The sequence below is a fragment of the Pasteurella oralis genome, from assembly GCF_042681465.1.
Taxonomy (GTDB): domain Bacteria; phylum Pseudomonadota; class Gammaproteobacteria; order Enterobacterales; family Pasteurellaceae; genus Pasteurella; species Pasteurella oralis.
Genome location: NZ_JBHUFP010000015.1, coordinates 20,150 through 38,251, shown reverse-complemented (window position 1 = coordinate 38,251; position 18,102 = coordinate 20,150). Strand labels below are relative to the sequence as shown.

Genomic DNA, 18,102 nt, shown 5'->3' with positions numbered 1-18,102 from the left:
AGAAGGATTTGATATGAAAAAATTTCTATCAAATAGTAAAGGAACGTCTACAGTAGAGTTTGCTCTCACTATAGCTTTCTATTTATTTATTGTAATGTTTATCTTTGAATTTTGTCGTTTAGCTATTGCGACTGCTTATTGGGATCTTGCAATTACAGAAAGTGTTCGTATTGCTAAGAATGAACAAGCAACAGCTGGTAATTATGAAGATGCTTTTAGGAAAGCTCTTCAACAACAGAAAAAATTTAATGATGAATCAACAATGGGGTATCTTGCTTTATTAGAAAAGAATGATTTTAAAGTTAAGGTAGAATATGTGGATTGTGCGAAAGAGAGTGAATGTATCCAGAATTTATTAGACGAAAAATTTCGTCAACCTAAAAAAGATAGCGAAGGTAAAATTATATCCCCTGATGGACGCTTAGCGACTTTAGCACGTTATTCATTAACTTACGAGTATAAATTTGTAATTCCATTATTATTCATGCCTAAATCGTGGTCAGAAGCAATATTAAATCGTGAATTTGTTGTTGTTCAAGAGTTTGAACGTTCTCGTTTTAATGCGAGTGGTAGTTCTAACTCACAAGGCTAATAATCCCTTGCAATTTAAATTTAGGAAAGCCTATCAATTATTCTATTTATAGTAGAGCTATATATGAAAGAACTTAGTTTATTTAGGATTAAAAGATTTTTACAAAATAAAGAAGGCTCTGTGACGATAGAGTTTTTGTTTATGTCAATGTTTCTTCTTATTTTGTTTGCATTTTTATTTGATTTAGTTATGTTGCGCTCGACATTAGGTAAATTAGATAATGCCTCATATACGATGGTCAGTATTTTGCGAGAACGTTCACAACTTTATAATCGTGTCCCTCAAATTAATGAAACTGATTATAGACAATTTGAAAGGCTTGCTAAAAAATTACTTTATGGAAATAAAGATAGTGATAGAAAAGTAGGTATTGTTTTAGAATATTGGGCGCAAGATGGTTCTGGTCGTAGAATTCCTACTACAGTAGGAGATTGTAAGCCATATAAAAAGCTTTCTGATTTAAGTTATTTATCACCACGTTCAGAATTAAATAATGAAAGAAAGATACCCCTCTATCAAGTAACTTTATGTGTTGAAACTCATAGTTTATTTGAATCTTTATTATTAGATGAATCTCAGCGTTCATCAGGGTTGATGAGATCATCATCAATGTCAGTATCACGATAATCTATCGTGGAGGAACTTTATGAAAAAATTGAATTTTACACTTTATTTTTATGATAAATTAAGACAGTTTTATGTTGATGAGCGAGGAGTTTATGCAGTAATGACGGCTTTACTTGCATTTCCATTATTGGTTTTAGTCGGTTTTACTGTTGATGGAACTGGTGTTTTATTAGATAAATCTCGCTTAGCACAGGGAATGGATCAGGCCGCATTAGCGCTTATTGCGGAGAATAATAATTATAGAGACAATAAAAAGCATTCTGATGTTAATAGACAGATTGTTTCTAAAGAAGAAAAAAGCAAGTTTGGCGGAAATGAATTTATGGCCAAACAAGAGAAGCGGAATCAAGAATTAATCCAAGGCATTGCCAAATTATATTTAAGATCAGAAGATAGTAGAGATTCTGAAGTTCCTGTTAAAATTAGTAAAGACTTTCAATATTTATGTGAAGAATTAGATTTACCAACAGGTAATGAATACTCACGCCGTAAACCTGTTGTTTGCCAGGTGCAAGGTAGCGTAGATCGTAAATTTTGGTTACCAGTAAGTGAGTCGCTTGCTAATGTGAGCTCTCTTAAAGATGGTCGTCTGACTCTAGATTCACAAACTACTTATGCTATCAAAGAAAAAGGTGTAGTAATTCCAGTTGAATTAATGCTAGTTTCTGACTTTTCGGGTTCTATGTACCAGGATCTCAATGGGAAATCTGTGGGAAAAAGTAAGATTTCTATTTTGAGAGAAGTTGTTGGTGAGATTTCAAATATTTTATTCCCAGCTAAAGAATCTGAAGAGGTCAGTCCTTTTAATCGTATGGCTTTTGCTGCCTTTGCGGGAGGAGTGAGACAAAAAAATGAATCTAGCACATGCACTTTACCTTATGAAGGTAGATCTTGGAGAAACCCTACTAATCTAACAATAGAAAGATGGATTAAAGGAAATAATACTCCTTTAAAATGGAATGATAAAGAAAAACGTTGGGACAATAGTTGGGTAAAATTTGATATCCATTATGAAGGTAAGTATGATGTTTTTGATGAAAAGACATGTAAAAAAGCATCTGAAAACTCTCCTACGCGTTGTCAAATATTAGCAAATCCTAAAACGATCATGGATTATGCAATAAAAATCAATGATTGGACAACAGTGATTAATATATTTAATACATATATAGATACAAATAAAACGATTAACCAAGTTTCTAATTTTGATGGTTCAAATAGAAAGTATGATTTAGTCTTCGATGATGAGGTCTATTGCCTAGGTGGTAATAAAGGTAAACAAACTACACAGTCATGGTTTGATCGTTCGAAGAAAAATATCTCTAATGAATTAAACCGCATTAACCCAACAGGAAGTACTTCAGCGTCGTCAGGATTAATTGTGGGGGCAAATTTGATTATGGATGCTAATAAAGACCCTAAAGCTCAACCATCGAAACTAGGCACAAATACACAAAGAATTATTATGGTATTGTCTGATGGGGAAGATAACTGGCCGAATAAAGATATACTTGTAACATTATTAGATGCAGGTATCTGTGAAAGAATTAAGGAAAGAGTAGATACATTACAAGATCCTAAATTTAGAGAGCTGCCAACTCGGATTGCGTTTGTTGCATTTGGTTATAGCCCGCCTCAACGTCAAGTTGATGCTTGGAAAAAATGTGTTGGTGATCAATATTATGTCGCTCACAGCCAGAAAGAGTTACTAGATACATTTAAACAAGTTATCGGATTTGAAGAAGAAGTTGGACGTTCTTCTTCTAAAAAGCCAAAGTTTAACTAAAACGTTAATGATGTAAAAAATCCCTTGTTTTCAAGGGATTTTTTGTTTATATCTATAGTTTTCTAACTATGACAATCCATAATACGCTGTGCATATGAGAATAGATTCTAATAAATGGCTCTTTAAATAAAGAATAAATTACCTAAAGCAGTTAAAGTTTTTAAGGAAAACAAATATATTGACAGAGCATTATTTATGTTTTTATTTTTTAATATAAAATAAAAGGATTAACTTAAAGTTAATCCTTTTCAATTTTTAAATAGCTATCTATAGCTTAAAATTATAGCTCGTCAGCATGTTGTTTTAAGTATTTTGCAACACCTTCAGGACTACCAGTCATCCCTTCTTTGCCTTTTTCCCATTGAGCAGGGCAGACTTCGCCATGTTCTTCATGGAATTGTAGTGCATCAACCATACGTAGCATTTCATCGATGTTACGACCTAATGGTAGGTCGTTAACGACTTGGTGACGTACGATCCCTTCTTTGTCAATTAAGAAAGAAGCACGTAATGCAACACCTGCTTCTGGGTGTTCGATGCCGAATGCTTGTGCAATTTCATGTTTGATATCTGCGACTAATGGGTATTTGACTTCGCCGATACCACCATTTTCTACAGGGGTTTTACGCCAAGCGTTATGGCTGAATTCAGAATCGATAGAAATACCAATGATTTCTACACCACGTTTTTGGAATTCTTCGTAGCGGTGGTCAAATGCGATTAACTCAGATGGACAAACAAATGTGAAATCAAGTGGATAGAAAAAAACAACTGCAGCTTTGCCTGCAATATGTTGTTTAAAATTAAAATTATCAACAATTTCGCCATTACCTAGCACAGCTGCTGCGGTAAAATCTGGTACTTGACGAGTTACTAATACCATAGTAATAATCTCCTATTAAAAATTAAACAAAAAACACTGCTAATAAGTAGCAGGATTTGCTTTTCTATTCTAAAGAAAGTTAACTGGTTTTGACAGTGGTTTTTTGTCTTTCATATAAATCATGTATGTTTTTTATTATCATAAGGAGCGAATTACCATGTCAAATCGTCATTCTTTGTCTACCACTTTTGTACATGCAGGGCGTAACAAAAGATTTTTGCAGGGAAGTGTGAATCCTATTATTCAGCGTGCATCATCATTAGTATTTGATAATCTAGCACACAAAAAGCAAGCTACTCTTCAGCGAGCTAAAGGCTCGTTATTTTATGGACGCCGTGGCACATTGACTCATTTTGCTTTACAAGAGGCAATGACAGAACTAGAAGGTGGGGCAGGGTGCTATTTATATCCTTGTGGCGCAGCTGCGGTTACTCATAGTATTTTATCTTTTGTGCAGAGTGGTGATCATATTTTAATGAGCGGTGCCGCGTATGAGCCTTCACAAGATTTTTGTAATTTGTTATTAAAGCGATTTCAAGTTGAAACGACTTATTATGATCCAATGATCGGTGAAGGGATTTCATCTCTCATTCAGCAAAATACCAAAGTGCTTTTTCTTGAAGCACCAAGTTCTCTTACGATGGAAATCCCTGATATTCCAAGCATTGTTAAAGCAGCACGCCAAGTTAATCCTGATATTGTGATTATGATTGATAATACTTGGTCTGCAGGAGTGTTATTTAAAGCGTTGGAACATGACATTGATATTTCAATTCAAGCCGGAACTAAATATCTAGTTGGGCATTCAGATGTGATGATTGGTACGGCAGTCGCTAATGCTCGTTGTTGGGATAAGTTACGTGAAAATTCCTATTTAATGGGGCAAATGGTTGATGCTGATAGTGCTTATGTCACCGCAAGAGGGATTCGGACATTGGGTATTCGTTTGAAGCAACACGAAGAAAATGCATTAAAAGTGGCACGATGGTTAACTTCACAACCTCAAGTAAAAGCAGTCTATCATCCTGCGTTAGCGAGTTGTCCAGGACATGCATTTTTCAAGCGTGATTTTACAGGAGCAAGTGGGTTATTTTCATTTGAATTGCAGCAAAAATTGACACAACAACAGCTTGAATGCTTTATGAATCATTTCAGTTTGTTCAGTATGGCTTACTCTTGGGGCGGCTTTGAGTCATTAATATTATATAACCAACCAGAAGAAATTATGGCTATTCGTCCAAGTATTGAGCGTAAATTGAGCGGTACTTTAATTCGTGTGCATATAGGATTAGAAGATCCAGAAGATTTAATTGCTGATTTACAAGCGGGTTTTGAACGTTTAACGCAGTGCGCTGATTGATTTGGATGTTTATGAGATAAATTGAGAAAATCGAACCGCACTCGGGGTGATTTGAAGTTGGGTCAAGTGCGGTCGATTTTTTTAAATTTTACAATAAGATGCTACCAATGCCAGCAATAGTGAAGCCCACAACACCAATCAGTGTTTCCATGACTGTCCAAGTTTTTAAAGTTGTTTTTTCATCCATTTCTAAGAAACGACTGACTAGCCAGAAGCCAGAATCATTCACATGTGATAATGCGGTTGCACCAGAAGCAATGGCAATCACAATAAAACATAAATCAAATTGGCTTAATCCTGATGTTGCTGCCACAGTTGGTGCAATGAGAGCTGATGCTGTAGTTAATGCGACAGTTGCAGAACCCTGCGCAACACGTAATGCTAGAGCAATGATAAAGGCGGCAACGATAACAGGTAAGCCTGTATCTGATAGCATTGCAGATAGTTCATTACCAATTCCACTTGCTCGCAAGACACCACCGAACATACCACCAGCGCCAGTAACTAGTACGATAGCGCAGATTGGTCCTAAAGCATTATCACAGATTTTTTCAATTTGCTCGTAACTGCGCTGGTCTTTCAATAAGAAGATTGCCACGATTAATGTGATTAATAGCGCAATTGGAGTTTTTCCTAATAAGCGTAAACCTGCTACCCAAGGTTGTGAGCCATCAATAACTTTAGCCACACTTAATGTATTTAAGCCTGTATCAAGCAAAATTAAACAAATAGGGAGTAGCAGAATCAATAATACATGATTAAAACTTGGTGGATTTTGTACTGCCGTTTCACTGATTGCGTTATCATTTAAAAATGCTTTTGGCAATTCTAATTTAATTTTTTTACCTGAATAGATACCAAATAAATAAGCTGCAATATACCAAGTCGGAATGGCACAGATTAAACCAACGATGACTAATAATCCCATGTTTGCTCCAAGAATATCACCAGAAGCCACAGGACCAGGATGTGGTGGTAAGAAAGCATGCATAACTGCAAATGCCCCTGCAGCGGGTAAGGCATAGCGTAATGTTGAGCCTCCAAATTGTTTTGCCACACTAAAAATGATCGGCAACATGACAACTAAGCCAGCATCAAAGAAAATTGGGAAACCAAATAATAATGAGGCAATCCCTAAGGCAAATGGCGCTTTTTGTTCACCAAATTTATTGATTAACGTATCAGCTAACACTTTTGCGCCACCCGTAATTTCAAGTAAACGACCGATCATTGCACCTAAACCAACAAGGAGGGCAACTGCAGCGAGCGTATTTCCAAAACCAGATAACAGGGTTGGTAAGATTTTATCGACAGGAATTCGGGTAGCTAATGCGGTTAATAAACTGACAATAATCAGGGCAACGAAAGTATGCACTCTGAATTTCATAATCAATAACAACAGTAATAATACTGATGCAATCATAATGAGAATTAACATTGTAAACCTCCTTTTGGCTTGTTGTTACTGGTAACATACTTTGCTCTGCTGTTTTGGTAAAGTGGATTTTCTGAATAATTTTCAAATTTGTGATCGCCTTCAAAGAATCTTGCCATTGCTTACAATAGTATCTATTTTTAATGATGAACGAGGATAAAATTTATGTGATATTTATCACAAAATTAAATGTTACCAGTAACGTTATACTGAAATTTTAGGTATGGTAAGTAAAAGGCAATAAGAGGGACTCATGATGTCAAAAGTAAAAGGTAAAGGTTTTATCTTAATGGGGGTATCTAGTACGGGAAAAACCTCGGTTGGGACTGCGGTCGCGCAACGCTTAGGTATTAAATTGATTGATGGAGATGATCTTCACCCAAGAGCAAATATCATCAAAATGGGACAAGGACAACCATTAAATGATCAGGATCGTGCACCATGGCTAGAACGTATCCGTGATGCCGCATTCAGTTTAGAGCAAAAAAGTGAAGTTGGGATTATTATTTGTTCGGCATTAAAAAAACAGTATCGCGATTTAATTCGTGACGGCAATGATGTGAAATTTTTGTTTTTACATGGTTCGTTTGAATTAGTCCTTGAACGGATGAAACAACGTAAAGGGCATTATATGAAAATCGACATGTTAAAAAGTCAATTTGATACATTAGAAGTACCGCAAGCAGATGAGCCTGATGTTATTCATATTAGTATTGATGGGACATTTGATGAAGTCGTAGAACGCTGTGTTAAGGCTCTTGAACCTTTAATTTAATGGGTAAAATTTGTTTAAAACTGACCGCACTTTTAATAAAGATCTTTGTCAAGTGCGGTCACTTTTTAGATACTTTCACCTAAGTGAATTTGATAACCTAGATTAATAATAGAACTTTGTTGTGGCATGCCCTGTATGCGATTTAATAGCTCTTGTGCTGCTATTTTACCAATTTCAAGTCGTGGAGTGATGACTGTTGCGAGCTGTGGTGTCATTGATTGTCCAACATCATGGCCATGAAAACCTGCAATAGCAACTTGTTTTGGCACTTTGATTCCTAAACGTTGACATTCAAATAGGGCACCGATTGCTAAGTCATCATTCGTACAAAAAATACCATTTAATTCGGGTTTTTGTTGTAACGCTTCATGTAATTGCTGTGCACCAAGACTAAATGAAGAAGGTTGTTCTGTTGTTAAACTATGGGGCTGTAAGCCATGTTTTCGCATGGCTTGTTCATAGCCTTGCATTTTTAGGCGTGTGCGTTTGTCCATACGTGCAGAGAAATAGACAACATTTTTATGACCTCGATTAATCATCGTTTCAACCATGGCTTGTGCCGCCGCAATATTATCAAAGCCAATCGCTTGTTGAATACCAATTTCACTGCACTCCATAATTTCCACTACAGGAATATTGGCAACTTCAAGCATTTTTAATGTGCGAGCAGTATGTTGATTTTCTGAAAGAATAAGCCCATCTACATTGTAAGAAAGTAAGCTTTCAATACGTTGTTCTTCTTTCTTTGCGCTATAACCATAGTGAGCTAACATAGTTTGATAGCCCATGTTATCACTAATCATTTCAATCCCTTTAATGACATCAGCGAATACTTGGTTGGTTAAAGATGGAACAAGGACACCAATCGCGCGGCTTTTGGCATTAGACAGAATATCAGGTGCTCGGTTAGGTATATAACCAAACTGTTCAATTGCCTGTGCGATTTTAGTTTGGGTGTCTGGTGCAACTGATTCTGGGTTACGTAAATAACGACTGATCGTCATTTTCGTAATACCGAGATGGGTGGCGATATCTTGTAAGGTTGGGCGTTTGCGCTTGCTCATTTTTCTCAATGTCTTTTTTGTGTAACTGGCGTATAATCAGGCTAAATTATTGGTTAGGAGATTAGAAAATGCAAGCCAAAATTGAACAGAATCTTACCGCACTTGAGCAAGAAATGAATGAAACGATTGCAAGCACTGTGCGTTTAACTCAATACAGTCATGGTGCGGGTTGTGGTTGTAAAATTTCACCCAAAGTATTAGAAAAGATCCTACATTCAGAAATGGAAAAATGGGTTGAACCGCATTTGTTAGTCGGCAATGAAACCAAAGATGATGCGGCTGTTTATGATATTGGTGATGGAATCGGGATTATTAGTACGACAGATTTTTTTATGCCCATTGTCGATGATCCTTTTGATTTTGGACGTATTGCATCGACCAATGCAATTAGTGATATTTTTGCGATGGGAGGAAAACCAATTATGGCGATCGCTATTTTAGGTTTTCCAATTAAAAAGCTCCCTGCAAAAGTGGCGCAAAAAATTGTTGATGGCGGGCGTTTTGCTTGCCAACAAGCAGGTATTGCGCTTGCTGGTGGGCATTCTATTGATTCGCCAGAACCTATTTTTGGTTTAGCCGTAACAGGGATCATTCATACAGATAGAGTGAAGAAAAATGCCTCAGCAGAGGCAGATTGTAAGCTATTTTTGACTAAGCCACTTGGTATTGGTGTACTGACAACTGCAGAGAAAAAAGGCAAGTTAAAAGCTGAACACAAAGGATTGGCTACAGAAATTATGTGCCAAATGAATGGTATTGGTGCTGAGTTTGCCGAAATTGATGGTGTGACTGCAATGACAGATGTCACTGGCTTTGGTTTACTTGGGCATTTAATCGAAATTTGTGAAGGATCAGATTTGAGTGCACATGTGTATTTTAATAAAGTGAAAACGTTAGAGGGAGTTGAACGTTATATTGAAAAAGGGTGTGTACCAGGAGGAACTGAACGTAACTTTGCGAGTTATGGTCATAAAGTGAGTACTATGACAGCGTTGCAAAAAGCGATCTTATGCGATCCACAAACCTCTGGTGGTTTATTAATTGCAGTTAAACCAGAAGCAGAGTCTGTGGTATTTGAAATTGCACAAAAAGCAGGAATTGAATTAATTGAAGTAGGAAAACTGATTACTACGAATGAAGAAAGTGCAGTCAGAATTCAAGTCATTTAATAAAAAATGGGTTAATGCCTTGCTAGCTTAGCATTAACCCATTTAAAATTAAATACAATTTATATTCTACTCAGAATCAAGTTTGCCATCATTTCAATATGTTTTGGTGTGGTATTTAATGCAGGAATGTATCGATAGGAAATACCACCATTTGTTAAGAAAATTTCTTTATTTTCTTCTTCAATTTCTTCTAATGTTTCTAAACAGTCAGCAGCAAAGCCCGGACAGATTACCGCGATTTTTTGAATATTTTGGCTGGGTGCTTGCATTAAAAATTGATCAGTATAAGGTTGCAGCCATTCTTCCTTACCAAAACGGGATTGAAATGATAATCCCCATTGATTTTCAGTGAAACCTAATCGATCAATTACTTCAAGTGCAGTTTGTTTACAATGTTCGCGGTAATAATCTCCCATGTTTTCGTAACGTAGTGGGATACCGTGAAACGAGAATAGTAAAAATTCATCAGGTTGGAACTGAATTTTGATGGATTCAACTAGCGCAGAAATATAATCCTCATTTATGTGGTAAGAATGGATGAAATCAAAGGGGAGAAAACCTCGTTGGGTATGGATAACTTTAGCAAACGCATCAAAAACCGCACCAGTTGTTGAACTACTGTATTGTGGATAGAGTGGTAATACAATAAGTCTTTCTACGTGTTTTTCTAGCAACTTTTGTACAGCGTTTTCGATCGATGGATTGCCATAAGTCATACCAATTTCAACAATAATATTTTGTTTTTGTTGAATAAAATATTCTTGTAATGCTTGCTGTTGTTGGCGTGTAATTGTGAGTAAGGGGGAACCTTGTTCTGTCCAAATAGAAGCATAATTTTTAGCAACACGTTTAGAACGTAAAGGTAGAATAATGCCTTTTAATAACGGAAACCATTTGTAGCGTGGTAAATCTACTACACGAGGATCTGTTAAAAATTGCCATAGATAATGAGAAATTGCTTTGGGCGTTGGGTTATCAGGTGTCCCTAAGTTAACTAAAATAACGCCTATTTTTTGTTTATTCATGATTGACCACTGAAAGAGTTAAACGAGCAATACAACAAAGTTTATTTTGTTGATCATTTATATGTATTTGCCATACTTGAATTTTTTTGCCTAAATGAACTGGCGTAGCCCTTGCTGTCACTATTCCTTCTTTGACTGGGCGGAGATGGTTGGCATTGATATCTAAACCGAGTACAGCTTGATTTTCATTTATACAACAAAAGCCTGCCATAGAACCAATCGTTTCTGCCAATGCTACTGAAAGTCCACCATGCAGAAAACCCATAGGTTGAGTAGTGCGATGATCAACGGGCATCGTGGCTTCAAGCCAATCATCACCTTGTGCACTAAATTTGATGGCGAGATGTTCAATTGCGCTACGTCGGCTGAGCTGATTCATTTGCTCAAGGCTATAATGCTTTCTCCAAATCATATTTATTCCAATAATGTTAATAAGGCTTGTACAGGATGTTTAGGTTGCCATTTTTCCATGCGCTTAACTTGGCTACGACAAGAATAACCTGTTGCTAAACAATATTCAGGATTTTTTCCTGCTAATTTAGTTGACCAAGATAAATCATAAATTTGTTTAGACATTGTGACGTGTTTGGTTTCATGACCAAAAGTACCTGCCATACCACAACAACCGACGTTTTCTATCTGTAATGTTTGTCCAAATAGAGTAAAGATTTGTTGCCATTCTTTGCTGCTGTTTGGTAAAGCGGTTGATTCAGTACAATGTGGGAATAAGTACCATTGGTGTGGCTTAAAAGTGCGGTCCGTTTTAACAAAATTTTGTAGCGCACTATGTTGATCGTTTAACTGTGCTTTTAGCCATTCTTGCGAGGTGGCTATATGGAATTCACCGCGTTTTTCAGCGAGTATTTGTCTGTATTCATCACGGTAAGTGAGCACGATAGCGGGATCAACACCGACCATTGCAATCTCTAATTTTGCTATACGAGCTAAAAAATCAGATTGATTTTTAGCCGTTTTAGCAAAACGGGTTAAGAAGCCTTTGATATGTTGGGCTTTACCATTAGGTTTAAAAGGGAGTAATACAGGGGTATAGCCCAATTTTTGTGTCAGCGCAACAAAATCAGCAACGACTTTCGCATCATAATAAGAGGTGAAAGGATCTTGTACAATGAGTAACGCTTTTTGTTTTTCGACTGCACTGAGCTGCTCTAATTGCTCTAATGAATACTCTTGATAGCCAATTTGTACTAACTGCTGTTGTAATGAGGGTACTGAAAGTAGTGGTAAATCAATGAGCCCTAACATTTTTTTTGTTGCAACTTGGGTTAATTTAGCTGTTGTAAAGAAATTAAAAAAAGTGGGTTTTTTAGCCATTAATGGTGCAATATATTCAACATTAGCGATCACGTGATCTTTTACTGGGCGTAAGTAGCGACTGTGGTACAAATGGAAAAACGTTGCACGGAAGTTTGGTACGTCAATTTTAATTGGACATTGGCTAGCACAAGCTTTACAAGCTAGACAATTATCCATTGCGGCTTTGACTTCATGTGAGAAATCATATTCACCACGCCATTTTTGAACAGTGTTTCGTATTCTTTCGATTAAATCTGTCAGTTTAATTTCGTTTTGGTGAAAATCTAATTGTGCAGGAGTGACATTTTCATTTGCCATTAAACGAAGCCATTCACGTAGTATTGCCGCACGACCTTTAGGCGAAAATAACCGATTTTGACTGATTTTCATCGAAGGACACATGGTGCTATGTACGTCAAAATTAAAACATAATCCATTTCCATTGCAATTCATTGCTCCGTTAAATACTTCGCGGATTTGTATCGGAATTTGCCGATCGTTATCTGCTCGCATTGGTGATAAAATTGAATAAAGCTCATCTTTGCTATGCAATGGCGTACAAATTTTACCAGGATTTAAGCGATTGTCTGGATCAAATAAAAACTTGATATAACGAAGCTCTTGCCATAATTCTGGGGTAAAGAATTTTTCACCATATTGTGAGCGCATACCTTTACCATGTTCACCCCAAATGAGCCCATCATATTGGCGTGTTAATTCAGCTACTTGATCAGAAATTTGTTTGAATAAAGTGACTTGTGCTTTATCACATAAATCCAATGCTGGGCGTACATGTAAGACACCTGCATCAACATGACCAAACATACCGTATTGTAGTCTTTGTTCATCTAATATCGCTCTGAACTTTGCAATATAATCTGCCAAATTTTCAGGGGGAACACAGGTATCTTCGACAAATGGAATGGGTTTTGCAGGACCTTTCGCATTACCTAATAAACCCACTGCTTTTTTACGCATCGCATAAATACGTTCAATTGAAGCTAAATCTGAACAAACTTGATAGCCAATAATTGCATCTTGTTGATGCGCAATTTTATTGTCTAATTCAGCACAAAGTGCGTTAACTTGTCGTTGGATTTTAGCCTTATCGTTGTCAGCATATTCCACGATATTTAAACCAAGGATTGGGTGATTTTCATCTTCAGTGAGTAATTCATTGACAGAATGCCAAATAATATCTTGCTTAGCTAAATTGAGCACAGTTGAATCGACAGTTTCGACAGAGAGTGCATTGGCTTTGACCATAAAAGGAGCATTACGTAATGCAGCATCAAAAGAGCTATATTTAACATTAATTAATGTACGGTATTGAGGAATGGGTGTAAGATTTAAAGTCGCTTCACAAATAAAAGCAAGGGAACCTTCTGAACCGGTGAGAATACGAGTGAGGTTAAATTCACTTTCGTCTTGATTAAACACATTTTTCAGATCATAACCTGTTAAAAAACGATTGAGCTGAGGTAAATCTTGGAGGATTTTGTTACGCTTTTCTTTACAGCGTTGAAAAACTTCTTGGTGCAGCTGATAAGCTGTTTTTGATAAATGGCGCTGTGCCAGATTTTCTAAAAATCCATCCGTTTTAACCGCACTTGTATCTAGAATTTCACCGTTCATTAAAACCGCACGCAAGCCCAATACATGATCAGAGGTTTTACCGTATTGCAATGAGCCTTGTCCTGAGGCATCGGTATTGATCATCCCGCCTAACGTCGCACGGTTACTGGTCGAAAGCTCAGGTGAGAAAAATAGCCCATAAGGTTTTAAAAATTGATTAAGTTGATCTTTGATGACGCCTGCTTGTACTCGCACCCAACGTTGCTCGACATTAAGCTCTAAAATTGCAGTCATATAGCGTGAAAGATCAACGATAATATTATTGTTAATTGCTTGACCATTTGTCCCAGTTCCGCCACCACGTGGTGTAAAGGTTAAACTTTGATAGCAAGTTTGCTGTGCAAGCTTTGTGATCCTTACAAGATCTGCAACATTTTTAGGGAATAAAATTGCTTGAGGTAATTGCTGATAAACGCTGTTATCCGTTGCTAAGGTTAAACGTTCAGCATAGCTAGTACTGATATCCCCACTAAAATGTTGGGTTTTTAAGTCGTTTAAATAATCACGAACAAGAGAGTTGAGCTGCGGAATATTCTTCAAACGGGGTAACATTTTAATCACTCTGTAAATTTAAAAAATAATATGTCAATTTTAAGTAAGTATTTGTAAGTGTTTCATCTAAAATAAATAATGTGAAAGTTTATCATAGTCATACTTTCTTTAGGCGGAAATTTTTTAAACAATAAGATTTTTATTTATATAAGAAGAGTTATTGTTATGCTAAATTAAGAGCATTTGATTAATCTTTGTTGTTTTTTTGAACTTTTTAATTGTAATTTAGGTTAAATAATAGACGCTTTAGCTAAAAACAGTTTGATTTTATAGTATTAAGATAGGATAATGTAGATACTTTTGAACATTCCTTTATATTATTTATTTAAATAAAGGAAAGAATTTGTCAAAAGCGATTAGGGCAAATTCAACCCTTAGCTGAATGTAAAGACTTAAACTCAGTAGCTTAAAAAGAGTTCACTTTTTAAATGAAAAAGTTTAAGATGGAAATGAACACAATTTTTTGTGTTTTGAGTTTTAATTAAAATAATTTAACTAAAACTTAGTTTTAATTTTAAAGATGACTAAATGATAAGAGGATCATCCAAATGAAAAAAACTGCAATCGCATTGACTATCGCTGCACTAGCAGCAGCTTCAGTAGCACAAGCAGCTCCACAAGCTAACACTTTCTATGTAGGTGCAAAAGCTGGTTGGGCTTCTTTCCACGATGGTTTAAACCAATTCAAAGAAGATGGATATGCTGTTAAGCGTAATTCTGTGACTTATGGTGTATTCGGTGGTTATCAAATTACTGATAACTTTGCTGTTGAATTAGGTTACGATGATTTTGGTCGTGCAAAAGTTAAATCAGAAAGTTTAACTCTAGCTAAACATACTAATCATGGTGCGCACTTAAGCTTAAAAGCAAGTTATCCAGTATTAGCAGGTTTAGATGTTTATGGTCGTGTTGGCGCAGCATTAATCCGTTCTGATTATAAAGTGTATGATGATGAAAATATAAGAGTTCATAGTTTGAAAGTATCTCCAGTATTTGCGGCTGGTGTAGAATATGCATTTATTCCAGAATTAGCTGCACGTATCGAATACCAATGGGTTAATGGTGTTGGTAAATTAAAAGATGCGGATGGCGACCGTTTTGATTATACTCCAGGCATTGGTTCTGTAACTGCTGGTTTATCATATCGTTTTGGTCAAGCAGTAGCTATGCCTGAAATCATCAGCAAAACTTTCACGTTAAATTCTGATGTGACTTTTGGCTTTGATAAAGCAGATTTAAAACCGGCTGCACAAACTGTATTAGATGGTATCTACGGTGAAATCGCACAATTAAAATCTGCTTCTGTAGCAGTTGCAGGTTACACTGACCGTTTAGGTTCTGATGCTTACAACTTAAAATTATCACAACGTCGTGCTGACACAGTAGCTAATTATTTAGTTGCTAAAGGTGTTGCACAAGATGCAATTAGCGCAACTGGTCACGGTGAAGCTAACCCTGTAACTGGTAACAAATGTGATTCAGTTAAAGGTCGTAAAGCGCTTATCGCTTGTTTAGCTGATGATCGTCGCGTTGAAATCGCTGTTAAAGGTAACAAATAATTAATTTGTTAAGCTTATAGCAAGAATTATTGAAAGACCTAAACTTATGTTTAGGTCTTTTCTTTTATCAATTGGTTTAAATTTAAAGGAACTTGAAATGAAAAAGTGGATTGCTATTATTTTAGTAGCGGTTGTTGCTGGTTTTACTTTAATGACTAGCTACAATGGCTTAGTCAAAGCAGAAGAAGAAATTGATTCTGTGTGGGCAAGTGTTGAATCAGCATACCAACGTCGTGCAGATCTTATTCCAAATTTAGTGAATACCGTGAAGGGACAAGCTAATTTTGAGCAAGAAACGTTAACAAAAGTGACGGAAGCGCGTGCTAAAGCATCACAAACAAAAATTGATCCTTCAAATCTTTCGGAAGAACAGCTTGCTAAATTCCAACAACATCAAAATGAAGTTGGCTCTGCTTTATCTCGTTTATTAGTCACAGTGGAACAATATCCTACGCTTAGAGCCAATGACGCTTTTATGAACTTACAAGTACAGCTTGAAGGGACAGAAAATCGTATTAATGTGGCGCGTAATAAGTTTAATGAAGCGGCTCGTGTATATAACCAAAATGTACGTCAATTCCCAACCAAACTTGCGGCTATGATATTTGGCTTTAAAGAGAAACCGTATTTTAGATCAGTAGAAGGTGCGCAAAATGCACCAACAGTGAACTTTAATTAATCATTAATTGAAAGAAAGTAATATGCCTTTGTTTTCACGAATTCCAATTAATAAAACACAAGTTGAGGAAGCTATTTCTCAACTTGAAAGTCAGACCTCAGCTGAATTACGCGTCTATATTGAACGAAGAATAGCACAAACATCACGGGCAAAAACAGGATTTGAGCGTGCATTACAAGTTTTCGATGAATTAAAAATGTATGAAACACAAGCAAGAAATGCCGTACTGATTTATGTCGCTTTTAAAGACCATCAGTGTTCAATTATTGGTGACCAGGGCATTCATCAATATGTCGGTGAGCAATTTTGGCAACAGCAATGTAACATTATGATCGGTTATTTTCGGCATGCACAATATACCGAAGGTATTGTGAGTGTAATTACAAATATTGGTCAAGAGCTAGTGGCTTATTTTCCAATTCAGCCTGATGATAAGAATGAATTAGATAACGAGGTAATTATTAATGACTAGATGGCTTAAAAGTGCGGTCATTTTTTTCGGTATTTTGTTCACTACAGCTGTTATTGCGGTGCAATTCCCAATGCTACCAACACCTTTCCAATATGTGAATGATTATACAAAAACATTATCTGCTCAAGAAAAAGTGCTATTAGAGAATAAATTAGTGGACTATGGGCGTGAAACAAGTTCGCAAATTGCAGTAGTGATTATTCCATCAGTAGGTGAATATGAGATTTCACAATATGCTTTTGAATTAGGCGATAAATGGGGAATTGGTCGTAAACAGCTAAATAATGGCGTATTAATGTTAGTGGCGAAAAATGACCGTAAGATTTTTATTGCAGTAGGGCAGGGATTAGAAGGAGTTTTACCCGATGCATTTTTAGCACAAGTTATTCGTAATACTATTACGCCCTATTTTAAGCAAGGACAATATGCACAAGGTATTAATCATGGCTTAGATTATATTATTGCAGCAAGTAAAGGCGAATTTGATCCAAACCAAGCAGATGAAGAAACATGGGAAAAATATATACCATTCATTATGGTCGTTTTTTTTATTTTGTTTGTTCTTTTTGGTGAATTCGGTGGGAAACCTTATATTAGTCCTACCAATAACCATCCAAGTAATGTGTTGCGTCGTCGTTCTTATCGTAATGGTAATGGTGGTGGTTTTGGCGGTGGTAGTTCTGGGGGCAGTTTTGGTGGAGGTAGCTTTGGCGGTGGCGGTGCTGGTGGAAGCTGGTAAATAGTTGATTATTTAGGTCGGGTTATTGGTCGCATCTTTTCTGTATGTTACAATATCACCGTTTACTTACTTTTGAGGAAAATTATGGAAACCTTAGATAAAATCAAAAAACAAATTAGTGAAAATCCTATTCTTATTTATATGAAAGGCTCACCAAAGTTCCCATCTTGTGGTTTTTCTGCTCGTGCAGTGGAAGCATTGATGCATTGTAAAGTCCCTTTTGGTTATGTAGATATCCTACAGCATCCTGATATTCGTGCTGAATTACCTGCTTATGCAAACTGGCCAACTTTTCCCCAATTATGGGTTGAAGGTGAGCTGATTGGTGGTTGTGATATTATTTTAGAAATGTTCCAACAAGGTGAGCTTCAAACTTTGTTAGCAGGAGTTGCCACAAAATATCCACAAGAGTAACAATTAATAGCCCGCAATTTGC

General features: G+C 36.4%; 17 protein-coding genes. 11 read left to right on the top strand and 6 right to left on the bottom strand.

Annotated features, from left to right (window positions below):
- The first annotated feature begins 13 nt into the window (after positions 1-13).
- The 3 genes from ACFSAV_RS08770 (at position 14) to ACFSAV_RS08760 (ending at position 3,005) form a co-directional block, all read left to right on the top strand.
- The gene (locus ACFSAV_RS08770) at positions 14-592 is read left to right on the top strand and encodes a TadE/TadG family type IV pilus assembly protein (RefSeq protein WP_379098634.1); all 579 of its coding nucleotides are present in this window, start codon (positions 14-16) and stop codon (positions 590-592) included.
- Between the two features lie 63 nt (positions 593-655).
- Positions 656-1,219, top strand: a complete 564-nt coding sequence (tadF, locus tag ACFSAV_RS08765; RefSeq protein WP_379098631.1) for a tight adherence pilus pseudopilin TadF — start codon at positions 656-658, stop codon at positions 1,217-1,219.
- A 19-nt stretch (positions 1,220-1,238) separates the two neighbouring features.
- Positions 1,239-3,005: a TadE/TadG family type IV pilus assembly protein gene (locus ACFSAV_RS08760; RefSeq protein WP_379098628.1), complete on the top strand. Its 1,767-nt coding sequence runs from the start codon at positions 1,239-1,241 to the stop codon at positions 3,003-3,005.
- Positions 3,006-3,285: 280 nt separating this feature from the next.
- Here ACFSAV_RS08760 and ACFSAV_RS08755 read toward each other — a convergent pair whose 3' ends face one another.
- Positions 3,286-3,888 carry a peroxiredoxin C gene (locus ACFSAV_RS08755; RefSeq protein WP_379098625.1) on the bottom strand — a complete coding sequence of 201 codons (603 nt, stop codon included), beginning with the start codon at positions 3,886-3,888 and terminating at the stop codon, positions 3,286-3,288.
- 157 nt (positions 3,889-4,045) lie between these two features.
- On the opposite strand from ACFSAV_RS08755, the gene metC reads away from it, so the two are divergent.
- Positions 4,046-5,248, top strand: a complete 1,203-nt coding sequence (gene metC / locus ACFSAV_RS08750; RefSeq protein WP_379098622.1) for a cystathionine beta-lyase — start codon at positions 4,046-4,048, stop codon at positions 5,246-5,248.
- An 88-nt stretch (positions 5,249-5,336) separates the two neighbouring features.
- On the opposite strand, the gene ACFSAV_RS08745 is transcribed toward metC, so the two are convergent.
- A complete protein-coding gene (locus ACFSAV_RS08745) occupies positions 5,337-6,686 on the bottom strand; it encodes a GntP family permease (protein WP_379098620.1) in 1,350 nt (449 codons plus the stop codon).
- Positions 6,687-6,939: 253 nt separating this feature from the next.
- Here ACFSAV_RS08745 and ACFSAV_RS08740 point away from each other — a divergent pair, with 253 nt between their 5' ends.
- Positions 6,940-7,458, top strand: coding sequence for a gluconokinase (locus ACFSAV_RS08740; protein WP_379098617.1), 519 nt, complete (start codon positions 6,940-6,942; stop codon positions 7,456-7,458).
- A 65-nt stretch (positions 7,459-7,523) separates the two neighbouring features.
- Here ACFSAV_RS08740 and gntR read toward each other — a convergent pair whose 3' ends face one another.
- The gene (gene gntR, locus ACFSAV_RS08735; RefSeq protein ID WP_101775987.1) at positions 7,524-8,522 is read right to left on the bottom strand and encodes a gluconate operon transcriptional repressor GntR; all 999 of its coding nucleotides are present in this window, start codon (positions 8,520-8,522) and stop codon (positions 7,524-7,526) included.
- Between the two features lie 113 nt (positions 8,523-8,635).
- Here gntR and selD point away from each other — a divergent pair, with 113 nt between their 5' ends.
- Positions 8,636-9,691: a selenide, water dikinase SelD gene (selD, locus tag ACFSAV_RS08730; RefSeq protein ID WP_379098853.1), complete on the top strand. Its 1,056-nt coding sequence runs from the start codon at positions 8,636-8,638 to the stop codon at positions 9,689-9,691.
- A gap of 59 nt (positions 9,692-9,750) precedes the next feature.
- Here selD and hemH read toward each other — a convergent pair whose 3' ends face one another.
- Genes hemH through ydiJ form a run of 3 tightly spaced genes read right to left on the bottom strand, consistent with a single transcriptional unit; the run spans position 9,751 to position 14,217 of the window.
- On the bottom strand, positions 9,751-10,716 hold the full coding sequence (gene hemH, locus ACFSAV_RS08725; protein WP_379098613.1) for a ferrochelatase: 966 nt from the start codon (positions 10,714-10,716) through the stop codon (positions 9,751-9,753).
- Entirely contained in the window at positions 10,709-11,128 is a 420-nt protein-coding gene (locus tag ACFSAV_RS08720; RefSeq protein ID WP_101775989.1) for a hotdog fold thioesterase, read from the bottom strand. The genes hemH and ACFSAV_RS08720 overlap by 8 nt, the downstream gene beginning before the upstream one ends.
- Positions 11,129-11,130: 2 nt before the next feature.
- On the bottom strand, positions 11,131-14,217 hold the full coding sequence (gene ydiJ / locus ACFSAV_RS08715; RefSeq protein ID WP_379098610.1) for a D-2-hydroxyglutarate dehydrogenase YdiJ: 3,087 nt from the start codon (positions 14,215-14,217) through the stop codon (positions 11,131-11,133).
- A 548-nt stretch (positions 14,218-14,765) separates the two neighbouring features.
- Here ydiJ and ompA point away from each other — a divergent pair.
- From ompA to grxD, 5 genes are all read left to right on the top strand, one after another.
- Complete coding sequence (ompA, locus tag ACFSAV_RS08710; RefSeq protein ID WP_379098607.1) at positions 14,766-15,776, top strand: porin OmpA; 1,011 nt, start codon at positions 14,766-14,768, stop codon at positions 15,774-15,776.
- 97 nt (positions 15,777-15,873) lie between these two features.
- Positions 15,874-16,455 carry a LemA family protein gene (locus tag ACFSAV_RS08705; RefSeq protein WP_379098604.1) on the top strand — a complete coding sequence of 194 codons (582 nt, stop codon included), beginning with the start codon at positions 15,874-15,876 and terminating at the stop codon, positions 16,453-16,455.
- A gap of 22 nt (positions 16,456-16,477) precedes the next feature.
- Positions 16,478-16,927: a TPM domain-containing protein gene (locus tag ACFSAV_RS08700; protein ID WP_379098601.1), complete on the top strand. Its 450-nt coding sequence runs from the start codon at positions 16,478-16,480 to the stop codon at positions 16,925-16,927.
- Positions 16,920-17,666 carry a TPM domain-containing protein gene (locus ACFSAV_RS08695; protein ID WP_379098598.1) on the top strand — a complete coding sequence of 249 codons (747 nt, stop codon included), beginning with the start codon at positions 16,920-16,922 and terminating at the stop codon, positions 17,664-17,666. Before ACFSAV_RS08700 ends, ACFSAV_RS08695 begins: the two co-directional genes overlap by 8 nt.
- Before the next feature lie 84 nt (positions 17,667-17,750).
- The gene (gene grxD / locus ACFSAV_RS08690; protein WP_379098596.1) at positions 17,751-18,080 is read left to right on the top strand and encodes a Grx4 family monothiol glutaredoxin; all 330 of its coding nucleotides are present in this window, start codon (positions 17,751-17,753) and stop codon (positions 18,078-18,080) included.
- Positions 18,081-18,102: the final 22 nt, after the last annotated feature.

Coding starts and splice junctions, on each gene's coding strand:
- ACFSAV_RS08770 (WP_379098634.1), top strand. CDS start 14: ATGAAAAAATTTCTATCAAATAGTAAAGGAACGTCTACAGTAGAGTTT.
- tadF (WP_379098631.1), top strand. CDS start 656: ATGAAAGAACTTAGTTTATTTAGGATTAAAAGATTTTTACAAAATAAA.
- ACFSAV_RS08760 (WP_379098628.1), top strand. CDS start 1,239: ATGAAAAAATTGAATTTTACACTTTATTTTTATGATAAATTAAGACAG.
- ACFSAV_RS08755 (WP_379098625.1), bottom strand. CDS start 3,888: ATGGTATTAGTAACTCGTCAAGTACCAGATTTTACCGCAGCAGCTGTG.
- metC (WP_379098622.1), top strand. CDS start 4,046: ATGTCAAATCGTCATTCTTTGTCTACCACTTTTGTACATGCAGGGCGT.
- ACFSAV_RS08745 (WP_379098620.1), bottom strand. CDS start 6,686: ATGTTAATTCTCATTATGATTGCATCAGTATTATTACTGTTGTTATTG.
- ACFSAV_RS08740 (WP_379098617.1), top strand. CDS start 6,940: ATGTCAAAAGTAAAAGGTAAAGGTTTTATCTTAATGGGGGTATCTAGT.
- gntR (WP_101775987.1), bottom strand. CDS start 8,522: ATGAGCAAGCGCAAACGCCCAACCTTACAAGATATCGCCACCCATCTC.
- selD (WP_379098853.1), top strand. CDS start 8,636: ATGAATGAAACGATTGCAAGCACTGTGCGTTTAACTCAATACAGTCAT.
- hemH (WP_379098613.1), bottom strand. CDS start 10,716: ATGAATAAACAAAAAATAGGCGTTATTTTAGTTAACTTAGGGACACCT.
- ACFSAV_RS08720 (WP_101775989.1), bottom strand. CDS start 11,128: ATGATTTGGAGAAAGCATTATAGCCTTGAGCAAATGAATCAGCTCAGC.
- ydiJ (WP_379098610.1), bottom strand. CDS start 14,217: ATGTTACCCCGTTTGAAGAATATTCCGCAGCTCAACTCTCTTGTTCGT.
- ompA (WP_379098607.1), top strand. CDS start 14,766: ATGAAAAAAACTGCAATCGCATTGACTATCGCTGCACTAGCAGCAGCT.
- ACFSAV_RS08705 (WP_379098604.1), top strand. CDS start 15,874: ATGAAAAAGTGGATTGCTATTATTTTAGTAGCGGTTGTTGCTGGTTTT.
- ACFSAV_RS08700 (WP_379098601.1), top strand. CDS start 16,478: ATGCCTTTGTTTTCACGAATTCCAATTAATAAAACACAAGTTGAGGAA.
- ACFSAV_RS08695 (WP_379098598.1), top strand. CDS start 16,920: ATGACTAGATGGCTTAAAAGTGCGGTCATTTTTTTCGGTATTTTGTTC.
- grxD (WP_379098596.1), top strand. CDS start 17,751: ATGGAAACCTTAGATAAAATCAAAAAACAAATTAGTGAAAATCCTATT.